This is a genomic window from Leucobacter chromiiresistens (assembly GCF_900102345.1).
GTDB lineage: Bacteria > Actinomycetota > Actinomycetes > Actinomycetales > Microbacteriaceae > Leucobacter > Leucobacter chromiiresistens.
The window spans coordinates 1,359,125-1,377,633 of sequence record NZ_FNKB01000001.1 but is presented as its reverse complement, the minus strand read 5'-3'; the positions used below and the strand labels follow the sequence as shown (position 1 = coordinate 1,377,633).

16 protein-coding genes are annotated in these 18,509 nt (G+C 71.5%); 4 read left to right on the top strand and 12 right to left on the bottom strand.

Annotation, left to right across the window (positions count from 1 at the left end; all coding sequences use genetic code 11):
* Positions 1-69: 69 nt before the first annotated feature.
* Genes recQ through mca form a run of 3 tightly spaced genes read right to left on the bottom strand, consistent with a single transcriptional unit; the run spans position 70 to position 3,375 of the window.
* On the bottom strand, positions 70-2,130 hold the full coding sequence (gene recQ, locus BLT44_RS06355) for a DNA helicase RecQ (protein WP_010154880.1): 2,061 nt from the start codon (positions 2,128-2,130) through the stop codon (positions 70-72).
* Between the two features lie 4 nt (positions 2,131-2,134).
* Complete coding sequence (locus tag BLT44_RS06350; RefSeq protein WP_010154881.1) at positions 2,135-2,512, bottom strand: hypothetical protein; 378 nt, start codon at positions 2,510-2,512, stop codon at positions 2,135-2,137.
* Positions 2,509-3,375, bottom strand: coding sequence for a mycothiol conjugate amidase Mca (mca, locus tag BLT44_RS06345; RefSeq protein WP_010154883.1), 867 nt, complete (start codon positions 3,373-3,375; stop codon positions 2,509-2,511). Before mca ends, BLT44_RS06350 begins: the two co-directional genes overlap by 4 nt.
* 85 nt (positions 3,376-3,460) lie before the next feature.
* Between mca and BLT44_RS06340 the strand changes: the two genes are divergently transcribed.
* On the top strand, positions 3,461-3,913 hold the full coding sequence (locus BLT44_RS06340) for a DUF4307 domain-containing protein (protein ID WP_010154884.1): 453 nt from the start codon (positions 3,461-3,463) through the stop codon (positions 3,911-3,913).
* Between the two features lie 196 nt (positions 3,914-4,109).
* Positions 4,110-4,595 (top strand): transcription elongation factor GreA, encoded by a 486-nt coding sequence (gene greA / locus BLT44_RS06335; RefSeq protein WP_010154885.1) that lies wholly within the window; start codon positions 4,110-4,112, stop codon positions 4,593-4,595.
* 46 nt (positions 4,596-4,641) lie between these two features.
* Here greA and BLT44_RS06330 read toward each other — a convergent pair whose 3' ends face one another.
* Together BLT44_RS06330 and BLT44_RS06325 are read right to left on the bottom strand one after the other, a co-directional pair.
* On the bottom strand, positions 4,642-6,054 hold the full coding sequence (locus BLT44_RS06330; RefSeq protein WP_010154886.1) for an APC family permease: 1,413 nt from the start codon (positions 6,052-6,054) through the stop codon (positions 4,642-4,644).
* 27 nt (positions 6,055-6,081) lie between these two features.
* The gene (locus BLT44_RS06325; protein ID WP_010154887.1) at positions 6,082-7,881 is read right to left on the bottom strand and encodes an amidohydrolase; all 1,800 of its coding nucleotides are present in this window, start codon (positions 7,879-7,881) and stop codon (positions 6,082-6,084) included.
* A gap of 248 nt (positions 7,882-8,129) precedes the next feature.
* Between BLT44_RS06325 and BLT44_RS06320 the strand changes: the two genes are divergently transcribed.
* A complete protein-coding gene (locus BLT44_RS06320; protein WP_029608034.1) occupies positions 8,130-8,729 on the top strand; it encodes a TetR/AcrR family transcriptional regulator in 600 nt (199 codons plus the stop codon).
* A gap of 214 nt (positions 8,730-8,943) precedes the next feature.
* Here the strand turns inward: BLT44_RS06320 and ilvA are convergent, their stop codons facing one another.
* From ilvA to BLT44_RS06295, 5 genes are read right to left on the bottom strand one after another with little or no spacing between them, the layout of a single operon-like run.
* Positions 8,944-10,188 (bottom strand): threonine ammonia-lyase, encoded by a 1,245-nt coding sequence (gene ilvA / locus BLT44_RS06315; RefSeq protein ID WP_010154889.1) that lies wholly within the window; start codon positions 10,186-10,188, stop codon positions 8,944-8,946.
* Positions 10,185-11,381 carry an AI-2E family transporter gene (locus BLT44_RS06310; protein WP_010154890.1) on the bottom strand — a complete coding sequence of 399 codons (1,197 nt, stop codon included), beginning with the start codon at positions 11,379-11,381 and terminating at the stop codon, positions 10,185-10,187. Before BLT44_RS06310 ends, ilvA begins: the two co-directional genes overlap by 4 nt.
* A 35-nt stretch (positions 11,382-11,416) precedes the next feature.
* Positions 11,417-12,832 carry an aldehyde dehydrogenase family protein gene (locus BLT44_RS06305; protein WP_010154891.1) on the bottom strand — a complete coding sequence of 472 codons (1,416 nt, stop codon included), beginning with the start codon at positions 12,830-12,832 and terminating at the stop codon, positions 11,417-11,419.
* Positions 12,833-12,855: 23 nt separating this feature from the next.
* Positions 12,856-13,152 (bottom strand): hypothetical protein, encoded by a 297-nt coding sequence (locus BLT44_RS06300; protein ID WP_010154893.1) that lies wholly within the window; start codon positions 13,150-13,152, stop codon positions 12,856-12,858.
* The gene (locus BLT44_RS06295) at positions 13,149-14,516 is read right to left on the bottom strand and encodes an inorganic phosphate transporter (protein ID WP_010154894.1); all 1,368 of its coding nucleotides are present in this window, start codon (positions 14,514-14,516) and stop codon (positions 13,149-13,151) included. The genes BLT44_RS06300 and BLT44_RS06295 overlap by 4 nt, the downstream gene beginning before the upstream one ends.
* A 242-nt stretch (positions 14,517-14,758) precedes the next feature.
* Here BLT44_RS06295 and BLT44_RS06290 point away from each other — a divergent pair, with 242 nt between their 5' ends.
* Positions 14,759-15,034 carry a mycoredoxin gene (locus BLT44_RS06290; RefSeq protein ID WP_029608035.1) on the top strand — a complete coding sequence of 92 codons (276 nt, stop codon included), beginning with the start codon at positions 14,759-14,761 and terminating at the stop codon, positions 15,032-15,034.
* A 33-nt stretch (positions 15,035-15,067) separates the two neighbouring features.
* Here the strand turns inward: BLT44_RS06290 and BLT44_RS06285 are convergent, their stop codons facing one another.
* Together BLT44_RS06285 and BLT44_RS06280 are read right to left on the bottom strand one after the other, a co-directional pair.
* On the bottom strand, positions 15,068-16,105 hold the full coding sequence (locus BLT44_RS06285; RefSeq protein WP_029608036.1) for a 6-phosphofructokinase: 1,038 nt from the start codon (positions 16,103-16,105) through the stop codon (positions 15,068-15,070).
* Positions 16,106-16,284: 179 nt separating this feature from the next.
* A complete protein-coding gene (locus BLT44_RS06280) occupies positions 16,285-18,444 on the bottom strand; it encodes a DEAD/DEAH box helicase (RefSeq protein ID WP_010154897.1) in 2,160 nt (719 codons plus the stop codon).
* Positions 18,445-18,509: the final 65 nt, after the last annotated feature.

The following is an 18,509-nucleotide window of genomic DNA, read 5'->3' as shown; positions in this document are numbered from 1 at the left end:
GGGAGCAGACCGTCGCCGAGTGGGCGGCCTCGGTCGGCGGCACCTCGGCCGATGGCGCCGCGCGGCCGACTACTCCCCGGCCGCGAGGGCTTCGAGCACGGCGGCGCCGTAGCGCTCCAGCTTGACCTGCCCGATGCCGGAGATCGCGAGCAGGTCCTCGTCGGTCTTCGGCTCGTGCACCGCGAGCGCCGCCAGGGTCGCATCGCCGAACACCACGTAGCCGGGCACGCCCTGGGCGCGCGCCTCGCCGGCCCGCCACGCGCGGAGCCGCTCGAAGATCTCGGCCTGATCCGGCGTCAGATCGGCCGCGGCCGCCGAGCGCTTCTCGCCCCCGCCCCCGCTGCGCGAGGCGCGACCGCGACCGCCGCTGCTCGCGGCCCGCGACACGACCTCCTCGCGCATCATCACGGCCTCCTCGCCGCGCAGCACCGGCTTCGCCGCCTCCGTCGGGGCGAGCACTCCCCACTCGCCCTGCGCCTCGAGCAGGCCGGCGGCGAGCAGGTGGCGCACGACCCCCCGCCACTGCGCGACCGACCACTCCGTGCCGATGCCCCACGTGGAAAGCTCGTCGAGCCGCATCTGCCGCGTGCGATCGGAGGCCACGCCGCGCAGCACGTCGATGTGCTGCCCGGCGGCGTACGTGCGGCCGCGCTCCTTCTGCGTGCGGATGATCGTGGAGAGCAGCATCTGCGATGGAACCGTCGCGTCCCACAGCTGCGGCGGCGTGAGGCACACGTCGCAGTTGCCGCACGGCTCGGCGCGATCCTCCCCGAAGTAGCGCAGCAGGAAGACGCGGCGGCACTGCACGCCCTCGCAGAGCGCCAGCATCGCATTGAGGTGCCGCGTCTGGCTCGCCCGCGTCGCCTGATCTCCGTCTCCCGACTCGATCATCTGCCGCTGCTGCACCACATCCTGCAGGCCGTAGGCGAGCCAGGCCTCGGAGGGCAGCCCGTCGCGGCCAGCTCGGCCGGTCTCCTGGTAGTACCCCTCGACCGACTTCGGCAGATCGATGTGGGCGACGAAGCGCACGTCGGGCTTGTCGATGCCCATGCCGAAGGCGATCGTCGCGACCACCACCACCCCTTCCTCGCGCAGGAAGCGGGTCTGCGCGTCGAGGCGCACGTGCGCGGGCAGCCCCGCGTGGTAGGCGACGGCGTCGACCCCGGCGTCGCGCAGCGCGGCCGCGGTCTGCTCGACGCGCTTGCGGCTCAGCGCGTACACGATGCCGGCCTCGCCGGAGTGCTCGCGGCTCACGAACGAGACGAGCTGCGCCCGCGCGTTCTGCTTCGACTCGATGCGGTAACGGATGTTCGGCCGGTCGAAGCTCGAGACGAAGTGCCGCGCGCGCTGCAGGTGCAGGCGCTCGGTGATCTCGCGGTGCGTCTCGGGCGTCGCGGTCGCGGTCAGCGCGATGCGCGGCACGTCGGGCCAGCGCTCGGCGAGCGCGCCGAGCCGCAGGTAGTCGGGGCGGAAGTCGTGGCCCCACTGCGACACGCAGTGCGCCTCGTCGATGGCGAACAGCGCGATGCGCCCCTGCGCGAGCAGCTCGACCGTGCCCGGCGCCGACAGCCGCTCGGGCGCGAGGTAGAGCACGTCGAGCTGCCCGTCGCGGTACGCCTGCTCGACGGCGCGGCGATCCTCGATCGACATCGCCGAGTTCAGCGCGGCGGCGCGCACGCCCACGAGCTGCAGCGCGGCCACCTGGTCGTGCATGAGCGCCACCAGCGGGGAGAGCACGACCCCCGTGCCCTCGCGCACGAGTGACGGGATCTGGTAGCAGATCGACTTGCCGCCGCCCGTCGGCATCAGCACGACGGCGTCGCCGCCGCCGATCACCTGCCGGATGATCTCCTCCTGCTCGCCGCGGAAGGCGTCGTAGCCGAACACCTCCGCGAGCACCTCGCGGGGATCGCGGCCGACGTGCGGCCCGGCGGCGGAAGAGCCGGCACCGGTGGCGGGCGCCGCCTGCGAGACCTGCGGCGCCGGCGCACCCGAAGCCGCCTGCGCCGTCACCCGCGCCGCATCGGGCGGCGGCGCGCCCCACGCCTCACCGGGCCAGCGCTCGTCGTCGCCGAAGTCGAAGTCGGCGTACTGCTCGTCGGGGTCGCCCGGCGCTCCACCACCCGTCATGCGTTCAGCTCCGCGACTCGGCGCCAGGCTCGGTGCGCGAGCCACCAGGCTCGATGCGGGAGCCGCCAGGCTCGGTGCTCGGCGCGCCAGGCTCGGCGCCCGACGCACCCGCCTCGGCGCGACCGGGCTGCACGGGCGCCTGCGGATCCGCGGCCGCCGTGCCGACGGCGCCGTTCTGCGCCGCGAGCTCCTGCTCGATCTGCTCGCGCACCTCGGCGCGGTAGCTGTTGCGGCGCAGGCGCCTGACGAGGTTGAAGCCGAGCAGGATGATGCCGATTCCGAGCGCCGCGAACGCGATGAAACCGGCGACGCCGGGGCTCACGGTGTCGGGGTCGAACTCGGCCTCTTCGGCGATGCGGGCCGCCGTGGTCAACAGGCTCATGCGCCCTCCTCGATTCCCTGGAACAGGTCGGCTTCGAACTCGCTCGTGGCCACCCGGGAGGCGGCGAGGCGGTAATCCTCGAAGGGCCACGCCTGGCGCTGCAGCTCGTTCGGCCAGAAGAAGAAGGTGCTGTCGGGCGGCACCTGGCTGGCGTGGGCCCGCAGCGCCTCGTCGCGGCGCTCGAAGAAGCGCCCCACGTCGATGCTCGCGGTGCCCACGTAGGGGCGGCGCGTCATCCACTCGCGTATCTCGGTGAACTGCTCGATCATGGGCGACGTCGGATCGTTGTCGGCGAGCCACTGGTAGATCGTGTTCACGCGCTTCGCGTTGAAGATCTCCTCGTAGTAGAGCTTCGACATCTCCCACGGCTCGCCCGCCTCGGGGTACGCCTCGGGGTCGCCGGAGCGCTCCCACGCGATGCGGCTGATGTCGTGGCACCGGATGTGGTCGGGGTGCGGGTAGCCGCCCTGCTCGTTGTAGGTGATCATGACGTGCGGGCGGAACTCGCGCACGATGCGCACGAGCGCCTCGGCCGAGACATCGGCCGGGATGCCCGCGAACGAGGTCTCGGGCACGGTCTCCCCCTCGTCGGGCAGCCCGGAGTCCTGGTAGCCCAGCCAGCGGTGCTGGAACCCGATGATCTCGCGGGCGCGCGCCATCTCGTCGCGGCGCAGCCCGGAGAGGTCGCGCCGGCTCTTCGGATCGCGCGAGACGAGCTCGTTGAGCAGATCGCCCCGCTCTCCGCCGGTGCAGCTCACGATCAGCACTTCGGCACCCGAGTCGACGTAGTGCGCGTAGGTGGCGGCGCCCTTGCTGGACTCGTCGTCGGGGTGCGCGTGCACCGCGATCAACCTGAGCGTCATGAGGGTCCTCTCACATGCTTCCCGGGAGCTTCCCGGTACTCTGGCAACAGAGATCCAGTTTACCCAGCGCACATCGGAGGTTGCCGTGCCGCAGGCCGAGGCCGTCGACGCACCCGGCGATCCCGCGCCGGCCGCGCAATCGCTCGAGGATCGCTACGGCACCCGCCGACGCGCCTCGTTCGATCGGCGCTTCGCGTGGGCCGCCGCCGCCCTGCTCGTCGCCGCGGGCATCGCCTTCCTCCTGTTCAGCGGGTGGCAGCAGCCGAACCGCGTCGCCTTCCAGGACATCGGCTTCACGAAGCAGGGCGAGACGAGTCTCGACATGAAGTTCCAGGTGACCACCGAGCCGAACACGCCGGTGGCGTGCGCGGTGGAGGCGCTGAACACGTCGAAGGCGACGGTCGGCTGGAAGATCGTCGAGCTTCCCGTCACCGAGCAGCAGTCGCACACGGTCACGACGCGGGTCGTCGTGACGAACCCGGCGACGGCCGCCTCGGTGCGGGACTGCTGGGTGATCGAGGATCGCGCCGCCGAGTGAGGCGCAGCGGGCACCGCGCCGCGCCTCCGCGTCAACCGCTCCGTGCCTCCGCGTCAACCCCTCCGCGCGGAACTGACACCCGCGAGCACCCCTGGTAGCCTGGAGGCGACGCCCTGATGGTTCAGGGCGTTCTCTGCATTCCCGGCGCGTCCGCGCGTCGATTTCGAGACCGCTGATTGTGAAACGAGGATCGTCCATGGCCGAGCCCACCCAGACCTGGCTGACCCAGGAGGCTTACGACCGGCTCACGGGTGAGCTGGAGCAGCTCTCCGGGCCGGGCCGCAAGGAGATCGCGGCCCGCATCGAGGCGGCCCGCGAGGAGGGCGACCTCAAGGAGAACGGCGGCTACCACGCTGCGAAGGACGAGCAGGGCAAGATGGAGGCGCGCATCCGCGACCTCGAGGAGCTGCTGAAGCACGTCGTCGTCGGCGAGGCCCCGGAGGCGAGCGGGGTCGTCGAGATCGGCACCGTCGTCACGGCCACGATCTTCGGCGACGAGGAGCGCTTCCTGCTCGGCAATCGCGAGCTGGCGAACGGATCCGACCTCGACGTGTACAGCGCCGAGAGCCCCCTCGGGGCGGCCATCCTCGGCCGGAAGGTCGGCGAGGAGGTCACCTACGCGGCGCCCACGGGCAAGGAGATCGCCGTCAAGATCGTCGCGGTCGACACCTACGCGGGCTGAGCGCGCGCGACGTCGAGGGGTGGGGCCGCGCGAGCGGCCCCACCCCTCACTCGTACATGGAGAGGTTGATCGGCCCGGTGAGCTCGGGCGCCGGAGTGCGCAGCCCGCGCGTCTGCACGAGCAGGTAGACGACGCCGAGCGCCAGCCATGCGCCGCCGATGACCATCGAGATCGGGTCGAGGCTCAGCCACAGCCACACGTTGATGGCGACGCCGATCGCCGGCACGGCGACGAACGTCGCCCACGCTCCCGCGGTGCGGCGCTGCAGGAACTTGAAGAACACGAAGATCACCGACAGGTTCACGAAGGTGAATGCGATGAAGGCGCCGAAGTTGATCATCGATGCGGCCTGGTCGAGGTCGACGAACAGGGCCGTCAGCGCGACGAGGGCGACGATCAGCACGTTCACCACGGGAACGCCGGTGCGCGGGTCGACGGTGCCGAAGAGCCTCCGCGGCAGGGCGCCGTCGCGCCCCATCGCGTAGAGCAGGCGGGCGGCGCTCATCTGCTGCGTGATGCCGCAGCCGAGCACGGCCATCATGTACCCGCCGACGAAGACGGCCTGGAAGGCGGCGCCGCCGATGTACTTCGCGATCTCGGGCGATGCGCCGACGATGTCGGCGAGCTGGGTCACGTCGGGGAACAGCGTCTGCATGACATAGGTCACGGTGATGAAGAACGCGCCGGCCACCGCGATGATGATGAAGATGGCGCGGGGGATGTCGCGCTCGGGCTTCTCGGCCTCCTCGGCGAGCGTCGAGACCGCGTCGAAGCCGAGGAACGAGAGGGCCAGGATCGCCGCGCCCGCTGCGATGGCGGCGCCCTGCACGTCGCTCGAGATGAACGGGCGGACGGTGAACTCCGCGCCGTTGGCGCCGTTCACGATGTTGACGACCGTGAGCACGACGAACACCACGGCGACGACGAGCTGGATGCCGACGAGGATCACGTTCATGCTGGCCGCGAGCTTCACGCCGACGAGGTTCAGCGCCGTGCAGATGCCGACGGTCAGCAGCACCCACACCCAGAACGGCACGCCGGGGATCACGGCGGTCATGTAGATCGCCGAGAGGATCGCGTTGATCATGGGCAGCAGCAGGTAGTCGAGGGTGGCCACCCACCCGACGAGGAAGCCGAGGTGGGCGTTGATCGCCTCCTTCGTGTACGTGTACGCGGACCCCGCGATCGGGAAGAACCGCACCATGCGCGAGTAGCTGAAGGCGGTGAAGAGCACGGCGATCATCACGACGAGGTAGGCGAGGGGCACGTGGCCGCTCGTGACCTCCGCGACGATGCCGAACATGTCGAACACCGCGAGCGGCGCCATGTACGCGAGGCCGATGAAGACCAGGTGGCGGAGCTTCAGGGTGCGTTTGAGCGAGCCGGCCCCGGGGGCGAGGGCGTGCGCGATCTGGTCGTCGCCCGCTGCGACTGCTGAGTGCGATGGCGTCGTCGACATCTGGGATCCTCTGTTCGGTGTTCCGGGTCAGTGCGTGTGGGCGTGGTCGTGGGTGTGGGCGTGGTCGTGGGTGTGGGCGTGGTCGTGAGTGGAGGCGTGGGCGTGCGCGACGGATGCGGCCGGTGCGGCGGGTTCGGCGCAGGTCTGCCCGGCGCCGGCCGGATCCTGCCCGTGCGCGGCCGCCGCGACCCCGCCGAGCTCTCCCCGGGCGTCGTGGATCGCGGAGCCGCCGACCACGGTGAGGTCGGCGCGCTGCTCGAGCAGCTCCGCCGGCTCCATGGCGTACAGATCGCCCGACCAGACGACGACGTCGGCGAGCGCGCCGACCCGCAGGGCGCCGAGCTCGTGCTCGCGGTGGAAGGCCTCCGCGCCGCCCAGCGTGTACGCCCGCAGCGCGCGATCGAGGTCGAGGCGCTCGTCGACGGTCCACGCGTCGCCGCCGTCGAGGCGGGCGCGCGTCATGGCGCTGTAGAGCCCGATGAGCGGATCCATCTCGCCGACCTGCCAGTCACTCGAGAACGTGACGCGCGCGCCGGATTCGATCATCGATTTGAAGCGCCACGCGCGATCCCACCGGGCCTCGCCGACGTTCTCCATCCACGTGCCCGCCACCAGGTCGGGTGAGGCGTGCCGCGGCTGCATGGCGGCGACGACGCCGAGCTCGGCGAAGCGCGGCAGATCCTCGGGGGCGAGGCACTCGACGTGCACGATGCCGTGCCGGGTGTCGCGGGACGCGCCCGACCGCGCGTTCGCCCGCTGGGCCGCCTCGATCGAGTCGAGCGTCAGCCGGATGCCCCAGTCGCCGGTCGCGTGCGTGTGCACCTGGTAGCCGAGGCGGTCGAGCTCGACGAAGAGCTTCGTGAACTCGATCGGTTCGAGGCTCGGGCGGCCGCGGTGCCCCGGGCGGTTCGCGTAGTCCTCGAGCATGGCGGCGGTGTGCGGTTCGATCACGTCGTCGGCGTAGAGCTTGACCGGGCCGAGCGTGAACCGATCGTGCTGCGGCGTCTCGCGGATCGCCTCGGTGATGCGCGCGCGGAAGCCTCCGTCGGCGCCGACGGGGTGGTAGATCGCGGCGGTCGTTCGGCTGGTGAGCCTGCCCTCGCGCTCGGCGCGCGCGAACAGGTCGAGTTCGGCGAGGGGCACCTGGGGCTCGACGACCGATGTGATGCCGGATCGCGCGGCCATCTCCAGGCTGTTCGTGATCTTGCGGTAGCGCCGGTCGGGCGAGTACAGCGGGATGTCGCGCTGCAGCTCGGCGAGGCCCGCGATGGTCATGGCGCTCGTGTAGAAGTCGGTGACCCACCCCGTGGGCTCCCCCGTCGCGGCGTCGATCTCGGGGTTGCCCCAGGCGATGTCGCCGCCGCCCAGGATGCCGAGTTTCGCGAGCGCGGGGCGGTTCAGCCAGACCGAGTGCTGGTCGTAGGTGGTGATGAAGACCGGCCGGTCGGTGACGCCGACGAGGTCGTCGGCGCGGGGGCGGCGACCTTCGACGACGGAGTAGAGGGCGTTCTCGGCGCAGATCCAGTCGAGCTCGGGGTGGGCCTCGGCGAACTCGGCGATGCGTGCGCGCACCACGTCGAGGCTCTGCACCTGGTCGAGGCTGACCGCGAGGTCGTCGAAGCCGAGCAGGAGGTGGTTGTGCGTGTCGGCGACGCCCGGGGTGAGGAGGCGGCCCTCGAGCTGCACCGTGCGGCGTGCGGCCGGGGCGTCGGCGGCGGGCCCGACGTAGGAGATGCGTCCGTCGGTGACGCCGAGCGCCTCGGCCCACGGCTGGGCGGGGTCGAAGGTGCGGATGCGGCCTCCGGTGAAGAGGGTGTCGACGGCCATGTCAGCTCCTACGAGTTCGGCTCGACGGCGATCCGCCGAGTTCTTTTACTCAACAGTAAATTAATTTACGCAGATGTCAAATAACGCGTGGCGACCGCCCTCTCTGCCCTCCTGCCCGGCCCGCCTTCCGCCCCCTTGGTGCGAGCGGGGTCACTTGCGGAGGGTGTCGGCGGGTTGCGCGGGCCGACACCCTCCGCAATCGACCCCGCTCGCTCGGGGCGACCGGCTCGGCTGGCATACTGGCAGGCATGGCACGCCCGAGCACCCAGCAGCAGCGACGCAAGGAGGTCGTGGACGCCGCGCTCGCCGCCGCCGCGCAGCACGGGCTCCGCAGCCTCTCGCTCACCGACGTGGCCAACCAGGCGGGCGTCACCCGAGGCGCCCTGCTCTACTACTACGACGACCTCGACGCGATCCTCGTCGAGGCGCACGCCGCGGGCATGGAGCGCGTCGGCGCCGAGCGCGCCGAGCTGGTCGCCCGCGAGGTCGGGGCTCCGGCGAAGCTCGCCGTCGCCATCGCCGCCGGACTGCCGACCGGGCCCGACGACGCGCTCATGAGCCTGCTGTACGAATTCGACGTGCTCGGCGGCAAATCGCCGCTGCACGACGAGCTCGTGCAGCGGCTCTACCGCGAGCAGCTCGACCTCTTCCGGGGCATACTCGCCGAGGGGGTCGCCGCCGGCGACTTCTCGCTCACCGGGCCGCTGGACGACATCGCGATGAACCTCGTCGCACTCGAGGACGCCTACGGGCTCCACATCACCGGAGGCGGCAGCATCACCGTCGCCGACGCGCGCCGAGCGATCGCGCTCTACGCGCAGCAGGCGGGCGCGCCGCTGCCGCTCTGACCCCTCCCGCGTACGGCAGGCCCGGCGCCGAACCCCTGCCGGCGCGCCGAATCGGCAGGGGCTCGGCGAGCGAGCAGGGGCTCGGCGAGCGAGCAGGGGCTCGGCGGGCGAGCAGGGGCTTGGCGCCAGCGAGCAGGAGCTCGGCGCCAGCGAGCGCTCAGCGCCGCGCGCCGCGCGCCGCGCGATGCGCGTCGCCTCGGAGACCGAAGCCCGCTCAGTAGCGCTCGCCCACGCGCACGATGTAGCCGGCGTCGCGCAGCGCCTGCGCCACGATCTCGCCGTGGTCGTGGCCGCGCGTCTCGATGTGCAGCTCGAGCTCCACCTCGCTGATCGGCAGCTCGGTGGCGTGGCGCGTGTGGATCACCTCGACGACGTTCGCGTTGTGTTCCGCCACGATCGACGCGGTGCGCACCAGCTGGCCGGGCACGTCGGGGAGCAGGATGCGGAGCTTCATGTAGCGCGCCGAGGCGGCGAGACCGTGACCGATGACGCGCTGCAGCAGCAGCGGGTCGATGTTGCCGCCCGAGAGGATCACGGCGGTGGGTCCGCTCACCCGCGCCTTGCCGGCGAGCATCGCGGCGACGCCGGCGGCGCCCGCGGGCTCCACGACCAGCTTGGCGCGCTCGAGCAGCACGACGATGGCGCGCGCGATGTCGTCGTCGCTCACGGTGACGACCTCGTCGACGTAGTCGCGCACGTACTCGAAGGTGCGATCGCCGGGGCGGGCCACGGCGATGCCGTCGGCGATGGTGGGCTTCGTCGGGATGGTGACGGGTTCGCCCGCGTCGAGCGAGGCGACGAAGGGCGACGCGTTCTCCGACTGCACGCCGATGATGCGCATGGGGGTGCCGTCGCGCTCGGCGCGCAGCTTCGCCGCCGCGGCGACGCCCGAGACGAGCCCGCCGCCGCCGATGGGCACGACGATCGTCTCGACCTCGGGTGCGGAGTCGAGGATCTCGAGGGCGACGGTGCCCTGACCGTGGATCACCGCCTCGTGGTCGAACGGCGGGATGAACACGGCGCCGGTCTCGGCGACGAAGCGCTGGGCGGCCGCGTTCGTCTCGTGGAAGGTGGCGCCCTCGAGCACCACTTCGGCGCCGTACCCGCGCGTCGCCTGCAGCTTCGGCAGCGCGACGCCGAGGGGCGTGAAGATGGTGGCCTTGATGCCCAGCTCGCGCGCCGCGAACGCGACGCCCTGGGCGTGGTTGCCGGCCGACGCCGCGACGACGCCGCGCGCCCGCTCCTCGGCGGTGAGCTGCGTGAGCCGGTAGTAGGCGCCGCGCAGCTTGTAGGCTCCGGTGCGCTGCAGGTTCTCGCACTTCATGTAGACGGTCGGCACGTCCAGGATCTCGGCGAGGTAGCGCGAGGTCTCGAGCGGGGTGCGCTGCGTCACCCGGTGCACGACGTCGAGCGCCCGCTCGAAGTCCTCGAGCACCGGTGCGGTGGTCTGCTCGGTCATGAACGTCCTTCCTTGCGCCGCATCCGGGCGACGGCTCGCGCGCGGTGCTTGGCACGGTGGTGCAACTGATATCTGCGGTGGTACTCGGCCACGGGGTCGACGCCGGTCTCCCACTGCCGTTTGACGAGCACGTTGACGACCGAGTTGGCGGCCGCGGCGAGGGGGACGGCGAACAGGGCTCCCGGAATGCCGGCGAGCAGCGCGCCCGTCGAGACGGCGAGCACGACGCCGAGCGGGTGCACGCGCACGGCGCTGCCCATGACGAGCGGCTGCAGCACGTGGCCCTCGATCTGGTTGACGAGGATCACGACGCCGAGCATGAGGAGCGCCGTGACGGGTCCGTTGTAGACGAGCGCGACGAACGCGGCGAGCAGGCCGGTGCTGATGGCGCCGAGGAACGGGATGAAGGAGCCGAGGAAGACGAGGATCGCGATGGGGATCGCGAGGGGCACGCCGAGCACGGCCGCTCCGACGCCGATGCCGACCGCGTCGACGAAGGCGACGAAGATCTGCACGCGCACGTACTGCCCGACCGACACCCAGCCGGCCCGGCCGGCGGCGTCGACCGGCGCGTGCGCGCGTGCCGGGAGGAATCCGAGCACCCAGTTCCAGATGCGCCGGCCGTCGATGAGCATGAAGATGAGGGAGAAGATGGTGAGCAGGAGGCCCGCGACGAACTGGCCGGCAGAGGTGGCGACGCCGAGCGCCCCGTTCCAGAGCTCCGACTGGTGCTCGTCGACGGTCTTCCACAGCTGATCGGTGAACGCGCCGATCTCGTTCGCGGAGATGCCGAAGGTGGCCTCCGCCCAGCGGAGCATCTCCCACCACACCTCTTCGGAGCGGCTCGCGACATCGCCGAGGCCGTCGCGCAGCTGCGTGATGATGAGGGTGAGCAGCACCCAGACGAGGGCTATGAAGAGGGCCAGCGCGAAGACGACGCCGAGCCACCGGGGCAGCTTCTGGCGCTCGAACCAGTGCACGACGGGGGCGAGCAGCGCGGTGAGCAGGATGGCGACGAGCACGGGGATCACGATGATGCGCACCTGCACGACGAGCCACAGGAACCCCGCGAGCGCGATCCCGATGAGCACGAGGCGCCACGACCAGGCCGCCGCGACGCGCACGCCGAGGGGCAGCTCGTGGGCTGCGTCGCCGGCGCCCGCGGCGTCTCGGCTGTTCTGGGGGTCTGTCACAGGGCAATCCTAGCGACGGGGCGATCCGAAGCCGGTCATACGCTGCGCCCGCGCAGCTTGCCGAGCCATCGGCGCACGAGCGCGTCCTTGCGCGGGGTGAACGGCGGCATGATGGTGCCGGCGAGCGTGTCGGGGGTCAGCGGCTTCGCGAGCACCGCCTTCTCGTGGCTGAACGTGCGGAACGATCGCTCGCCGTGATAGGCGCCCATGCCGCTCTCCCCCACCCCGCCGAAGGGCAGGTCGGGCACGACGAGGTGGAGCGCGGGCGCGTCGAAGCCGAGCCCTCCCGAGCTGGTCTCGCGCTCCCACCGATGGCGGGTCTCGGCGTCGGCGCTGAACACGTACGCGGCGAGGGGCTTCTCGCGGCCGTTCACGAGGGCGAGCGCGTCGTCGAGACCCGCGACGTCGACGAGGGGCAGGATCGGTCCGAAGATCTCGTCGCGCATCACCGGTGCGGCGGGGTCGACGCCGCTCAGGGCGGTGGGCGCGATGAAGCGGTCCGCAGCATCGTGCTCGCCGCCGAACACGACGTCGCCGTCTGCGAGGTATCCGACGAGCCGGTCGAACTGATCCGCGTTCACGATGCGGCCGTAGTCGGGGTTCTGCTGCGGGGCGCTGCCGTAGAGCGTGTGGACGGCCTCGGCGAGCAGCGGGGCCAGCTCGCGGAGCACCTCGGGCCGGCCGAGCACGTAGTCGGGCGCGACGCAGGTCTGGCCGGCGTTCATGAACTTGGCCCAGGCGATGCGCTGCGCGGCGAGGTGGAGGGGCACGGTGTCGTCGACGTAGACGGGCGACTTGCCGCCGAGCTCGAGGGTGACCGGGGTGAGGTGCTCGGCTGCCGCGCGCGCCACGATGCGGCCGACGCGGGCGCTGCCGGTGTAGAAGATGTGGTCGAAGCGCTCGGCGAGGAGCGCCGTGGTCTCGGGCGCGCCGCCCTCCACGACGGCGACCGCGCGGCGGTCGAGCACGTCGGGTACGAGCCGGGCGATCAGCCGGGAGGTCGCGGGCGCGAGCTCGCTCGGCTTGATGACGACGGAGTCGCCCGCGGCGAGCGCTCCGACGACGGGCGAGAGCGCGAGCATGAGGGGGTAGTTCCAGGGGGCGATCACGAGCACGACGCCGAGCGGCTCGGGCACGATCCTCGCCGTGGCCGGCTGCACGGCGAGCGGCACCCGTACGCGCCGGGGCCGCATCCAGCGCGCGAGGTGCGCGAGGGCGTGGTCGATCTCGGAGACGAGGAACCCGATCTCGGTGAGCATCGCCTCGGTGCCCGACTTGCCGAGATCCGAGCGCAGCGCGGCCTCGAAATCGGCGCCGCGCTCCTCGAGCAGCGCCCGCAGGCGGGTGAGCTGCTCCCGGCGCCACTCCTCGGGCCGGGTGATGCCGCGCGCGTGGCTGTGCCGGAGGCCGGCGACGAGTGTCGGAATGCGGTGCAGTGCGGTCGCAGTCATGCGGTCACACTACTCCGGGCGACTCACCAGAAGTGCAACGCGGGAACGATGAGGAAGATGCCGACGAGTACGACCAGCACGGAGAGCCCGAAGCAGATGTTCGCCAGCACCGTCGCCCACCGCGGGCGGCCGATTGCGTCGACGTCGTCGTCCTCGTCGTCGCGGGAGGGCCCGTTGGGCGCGACGGATCCGTCTGCCAGTCGCGCCGGCGGGGCGGGGGTCGCGAGGAAGCGGAGGCCCAGCGAGTAGAGGGATACGACGAACAGCGCGGCGACGAGCGCCGAGCCGAAGACGATGAGGAATGCCGTCCAGTCGATCATCGGTCGCCCTCCTGCTGCCGGGTGCTGCGCGTCGGGATCGGCCCGTAGCCGCCGGGCAGCGCATCGCCCGCGCGCTCGGCCGCGAGTGCCGCCTCGCGAGCGGCTTCGCGGGCCGCCTCGCGCGCGGCCTCGTCGTCGCGCATCGCGGTCTGCGCGACCGAGTTCAGGGGCGCCGGGGCGCCGGCCTTCGACTTGGGCACCTTCACCTTCCCCTTGCGGATGCGCACCGCGTAGCCCGACTCGGCGACGTCGGGCGCGGGGATGGCGTTGGAGTGGTCGACCTTGTTGCGGCGCGAGCGCCAGAAGATGAAGATGATGAAGGCGAAGCCGAGCACTGCGTCGATGATGACGCCGACCATGCCGGTGTGCGCGATGGCGGCGGCGATCGCGCCGACCGCGCCGGAGGCGGGCAGGGTGAAGAGCCACCCCGAGGCGATGCGGCCGACGGTGCGCCAGCGCACGCTCGATCCGCGGCGGCCGAGGCCGGAGCCGATGACCGAGCCGGAGGCGACCTGCGTTGTCGACAGGGCGAACCCGAGGTGGCTCGAGGCCAGGATCGTGGCCGCGCTGCTCGTCTCGGCGGCGAAGCCCTGCGCGGGCTTCACCTGCGTCAGCCCGGCGCCGAGGGTGCGGATGATGCGCCACCCGCCCGAGTAGGTGCCGATCGCGATCGCGAGCGCGCAGGCGACGACGACCCAGAGGTGCGGCCCCGTTCCCGGCTCCTGCAGGTTCGCGGCAACGAGCGTCAGGGTGATGACGCCCATGGTCTTCTGCGCATCGTTCGTGCCGTGCGCGAGGGCGATGAGCGACGAGGAGGCGATCTGCGCGTAGCGGAACCGGCCGCGCCCATCCTTCTTGCCGTCGTGGCGGCGGGTGATCGCGTAGGCGGCCTTCGTGGCGGTGAAGGCGACGATGCCCGCGGTGAGCGGTGCGGCGACCATGGGGATGAGGATCTTCGAGAGGAAGACGCCCCCGTTGATCGACGCGACGCCCGCTCCGACGATGGCGGCGCCGATGAGGCCGCCGAACAGGGCGTGCGACGAGCTGGAGGGGAGCCCGTAGAGCCAGGTCACCAGGTTCCAGACGATGGCGCCAATGAGTCCGGCGAAGATCAGCTCGGGCGTGATCAGCACCCCGTCGCCGCCCTCGTTGATGAGGCCGCCCGAGATGGTCTTCGCGACCTCGGTCGAGAGGAACGCCCCGACGAGATTGAGGATCGCGGCGAGCATCACGGCGGTCTTCGGCTTCAGCGCACCCGTCGCGATGGGCGTCGCCATCGCGTTCGCAGTGTCGTGGAAACCGTTCGTGAAGTCGAAGAAGAGGGCCAGTACGATGACCAGCAGCACGATGATGGTGAGTTCCACCGGCGTCTTTCGGTTCGGGGTCGGGGGGTCCTGTCGAACACCGGCGAAGTCATCTCTCGTTCACGTTCCCGTGAACCCCGAGGGTGCCCCCGCAAGCGCCGTAATCATGGTTCCACCTCGCCTTCGGCAGGTCAAGCTGGGGGGTGGCCGTTCACGCCCCGTTCACCTGGGAGTCGGATCGCGGGAGCGTCGCCAGTCGACGCGCACAGTCGCTCCGGGGCTTCGGCGAGTACCCTGTGCGCATGAGTACTGCAACGCTGAACGAGTTCACGCCCGAGTCCGGCACGGTCACCATGTTCTCGACGACCTGGTGCGGGTACTGCAAGCGCCTCAAGCTGATGCTCGACAAGACCGGCATCGGCTACACCGTCGTCGACATCGAGGAGACGCCCGGCACGGAGGAGCTCGTGAAGTCGGTGAACGGCGGCAACGCGGTCGTGCCGACGCTCGTCTTCCCCGACGGGTCGACGGCGACGAACCCGTCGCTCAAGGACGTGCAGGAGCGCCTCGCCGTCTGACGCGCCTCCGTCCCAGCGAGAACGCGTTGCCGTTCAGCCGAAGTTGAGTCGGGCCTCTTCGTAGCGCGCCTCCGGCACCGTCTTGAGGTGCCCGACGGCTTCGGCGAGCGGCACCATCGCGATGCGGTCGCCCCGCAGCCCCGCCATGGTGCCCCACTGCCCCGCCTGCGCGGCGTCGGCGGCGGCGATGCCCGTGCGGGTGGCGAGCACGCGGTCGAAGGCGGTGGGCGATCCGCCCCGCTGCACGTGCCCGAGCACGGTCGCGCGGGTCTCGATGCCCGTGTGCTGCTCGATGAGCGGCGCGAGCACCTCGGCCACCCCGCCGAGCCGCTTGCGACCGAACCCGTCGAGCCCGTCGCGCGTGGTCTGCGCGGCGTCGCCCGCGAGCCGGAAGCCCTCGGCTACCACTACGAGCGATGACCGGCCGCGGTCGCGCACGCTCAGCACCCACTCGCTGATCTGCTCGATCGACTCGGGGAACTCGGGAACGAGGGTGACCTGCGCGCCGCCGGCCATGCCCGCGTGCAGCGCGATCCACCCGGCATCGCGGCCCATGACCTCGAGCACCATGCAGCGCCGGTGCGAGTCGCCGGTGGTGCGCAGGCGGTCGATCGCCTCGGAGGCGATCGAGACGGCGGTGTCGAAGCCGAACGTGTAGTCGGTTCCGCTGAGGTCGTTGTCGATGGTCTTCGGGAGCCCGATGGCGGGGATGCCGTGGTCCGTGAGCATCTGCGCAACGGTCTGCGTGCCGTTGCCGCCGATCAGCAGGAAGGCGTCGAGGCCGTATGCGTCGACGCGCTCGCGGATCACCCGGATGTCGGCCTCGTCGCCCCGCCCCGAGACGAACGGCTGCACCCGGCTCGTGCCGAGGATCACGCCGCCGAGCGGTGAGATGCCGCGCACCGCGGCGCGGTCGAGGGGCACCCGGTCGTCCTCGTGGAAGCCGCGCCAGCCGTCCATGAAGCCGACCATCTCGAAGCCGTGGACCTCGACGCCGCGGAGCACCGCGCCGCGGATCGCGGCGTTCATTCCGGGGCTGTCTCCCCCTGAGCACAGGACACCAATGCGCATGCGACTCCTCATTCTTCGGCGCGCGAGCAACGGGGCGGGATCGCCCCGTTCCACCCTAGCTTTGGCAGGATCGACGCGGATACGATCATTCTCGCCAAAATGCGGCATCGAACCTGCCACGGCGCGTCTGCGCCGAATCCCCCGGGGTCGCCCCGGGGGTGGGCGGAGACCGCCACTCCCTACGCGCCCTCGCGCTCCACCGCCTGCGCGAGCACGCTGACGAGCGCGAGCAGCTGCACCGAATCCGCATCCTCCGCGGGGGCGGCCGCTCCGTCGAGCGCGCGAGCGGCGAGGCCCGCCTTGCCGTCGATGAGCTCCGCGATCTTGGCGTCGATCGTCTGCGCGGCGACGATGCGCCACGCGGTGACGGGCTCCTCCTGGCCGATGCGGTGCACGCGGTCGATGGCCTGCGTCTGCTCGGCGTCCGTCCAGCTGAGCTCGGCGAGCACCACGTTCGACGACGCCTGCAGGTTGACGCCCACGCCGGCGGCGGTCAGCGAGCAGACCGCGACCGAGACGTCGGGATCCTGGTTGAAGGCGTCGATCTGCTCCTGGCGGAACGCCGCGGTCTGGTCGCCGCGGATCGACACCGTCTTGAGCCCGGCGTCGGCGAGCTGGCGCTCGACCCGATCCATCACGTCGATGTGCTTCGCGAAGAACACGACCTTGCCGACCGAACGTGCGAGCTGCACCGCGTAGTCGGCGGCGAGCTGCGCCTTCGCCTGACCGATCTGGCGCACCATCGTGAACACGTTGAGACCGTCGGCGGAGGCGTGCGACTCCTCGAGCTCCTGCGAGGCGACCATGCGGATGATCGCGGCGTCGTCGAGCTTCTCGCCGAGCTTGCCGCGCTTCACCGCGCGGAACCGGTCGAGCAGCTTCTTCGCGAGCTGCGCCTCCGCGTCGCGGATGCCGCGCCCGAGCTCGTCGTCCAGTTCGACCGGCAGGTCGACGACGCGCTTCGCCGGCAGGTCGGCGGCGACGTCGATCTTGCGGCGCCGCACGATGCCCATGTCGATGACGCTCTGGCGCGCCTCCGGGTAGAACGCCGCGTCGGCGGGCGTCCACCCGTTGTTCTCGAGCTGCGCCATGAGCTCGGGCCCCGGCTTGTCGCTCTCGGTCCAGCCGAGGAAGCGCCAGATCGCCCGGAAGTCGTCGATGTCGTTGATGAGCGGCGTGCCGGTCAGCGCGATGAGCAGCGGCGACACCCCGGGGGTGCGCTCGCGGATGCGCTCCGAGATCGCGAGCACGTTGCGGGATCGCTGCGACTGCACGTTCTTGATCATGTGCGCCTCGTCGACGACCATGCCCGCGAAGCCGAAGTCGGAGATCCAGCTGAGGTGCCGGTCGAGGATGTCGTAGTTCACGATGAACACGTCGGCGAACGCGTCGACGTCGTTGCCGTCGCCGTGGATCACGGTGACGCGCCGCTGCGGCGTCCACCGCTCGACCTCGCGCGCCCAGTTCATCTTCACCACGTTGGGCACCACGACGAGCAGCGGGTAGGCGTCGGCGACGGAGGCGGCGAGCACCGACTGCGCGGTCTTGCCGAGGCCCGGCTCGTCGGCGAGCAGGAAGCTGCGGTGGCCGTCGCGCACGCTCGCGAGGAAGCGCGCCTGGTGCGGCATGAGCTCACGCCCGGCGGGGGCGAGGCGATCCGGCACCGGGGGCTCCGGGAGCTCCATGCAGGCCGAGCCGCCGCCGCCCTGCTCGAACGACTTGAGCAGCGGCCCGAGCAGCTCCCAGTTCGCGAGTCGCACGACCGGGGTGGGCTGCTTCGGCGGCGCGAGATCGGGCTTGAGGAACGGGTTCGCGCGCATGCGCGATTCGATGCCCGCGGGCTCCACCTGCCGCTCGGCCAGCTCGGGGGGCACGATCGCGCGAGCGGGCTCGGGCGCCGCCTTCTCCTCCTCGGGCAGTTCGATGCCGGCCTGCGTCAGCATCTTGCGCTTCAGCAGTCGCGTCGCGTCGGTGATCGGCGCGGTCGGCTCGAGCAGCGTGATGAGGCTCGTGTCGCGGGCCGCGGTCTTCGCGAGGATCGAGGCGACGCCGTCGAGGCGCTTCAGGGTCTCGGCCCGCTCCGCGTCGCTGACCTGCTCGTCGGTCTTGACGCGGGCGCGCTCCTCGCGCATCAGCAGCGCGATCACGTGGAATTTGGTGCGGTTCGCGGGCGTCGCCTTGCCGCGCTGCGCAGACGCCTCGACCTCGCGTACGGCGCGGGCGAGCAGCGGGATGATGCCCTCGTTGTGCGTGTGCTTGCGGCGACCGTTCGAGCGCGACTGGCCGCGCTGCGCGCCGCTCTTCGTCTGGGGCTGACGCGTGGCAGTGGTGGATGCCAATGGATCTCCTGATCGGCGAGTTGCAGTCTCGGAACGCGTACCGAGTCGCAGGTCGCTCGCGGGTT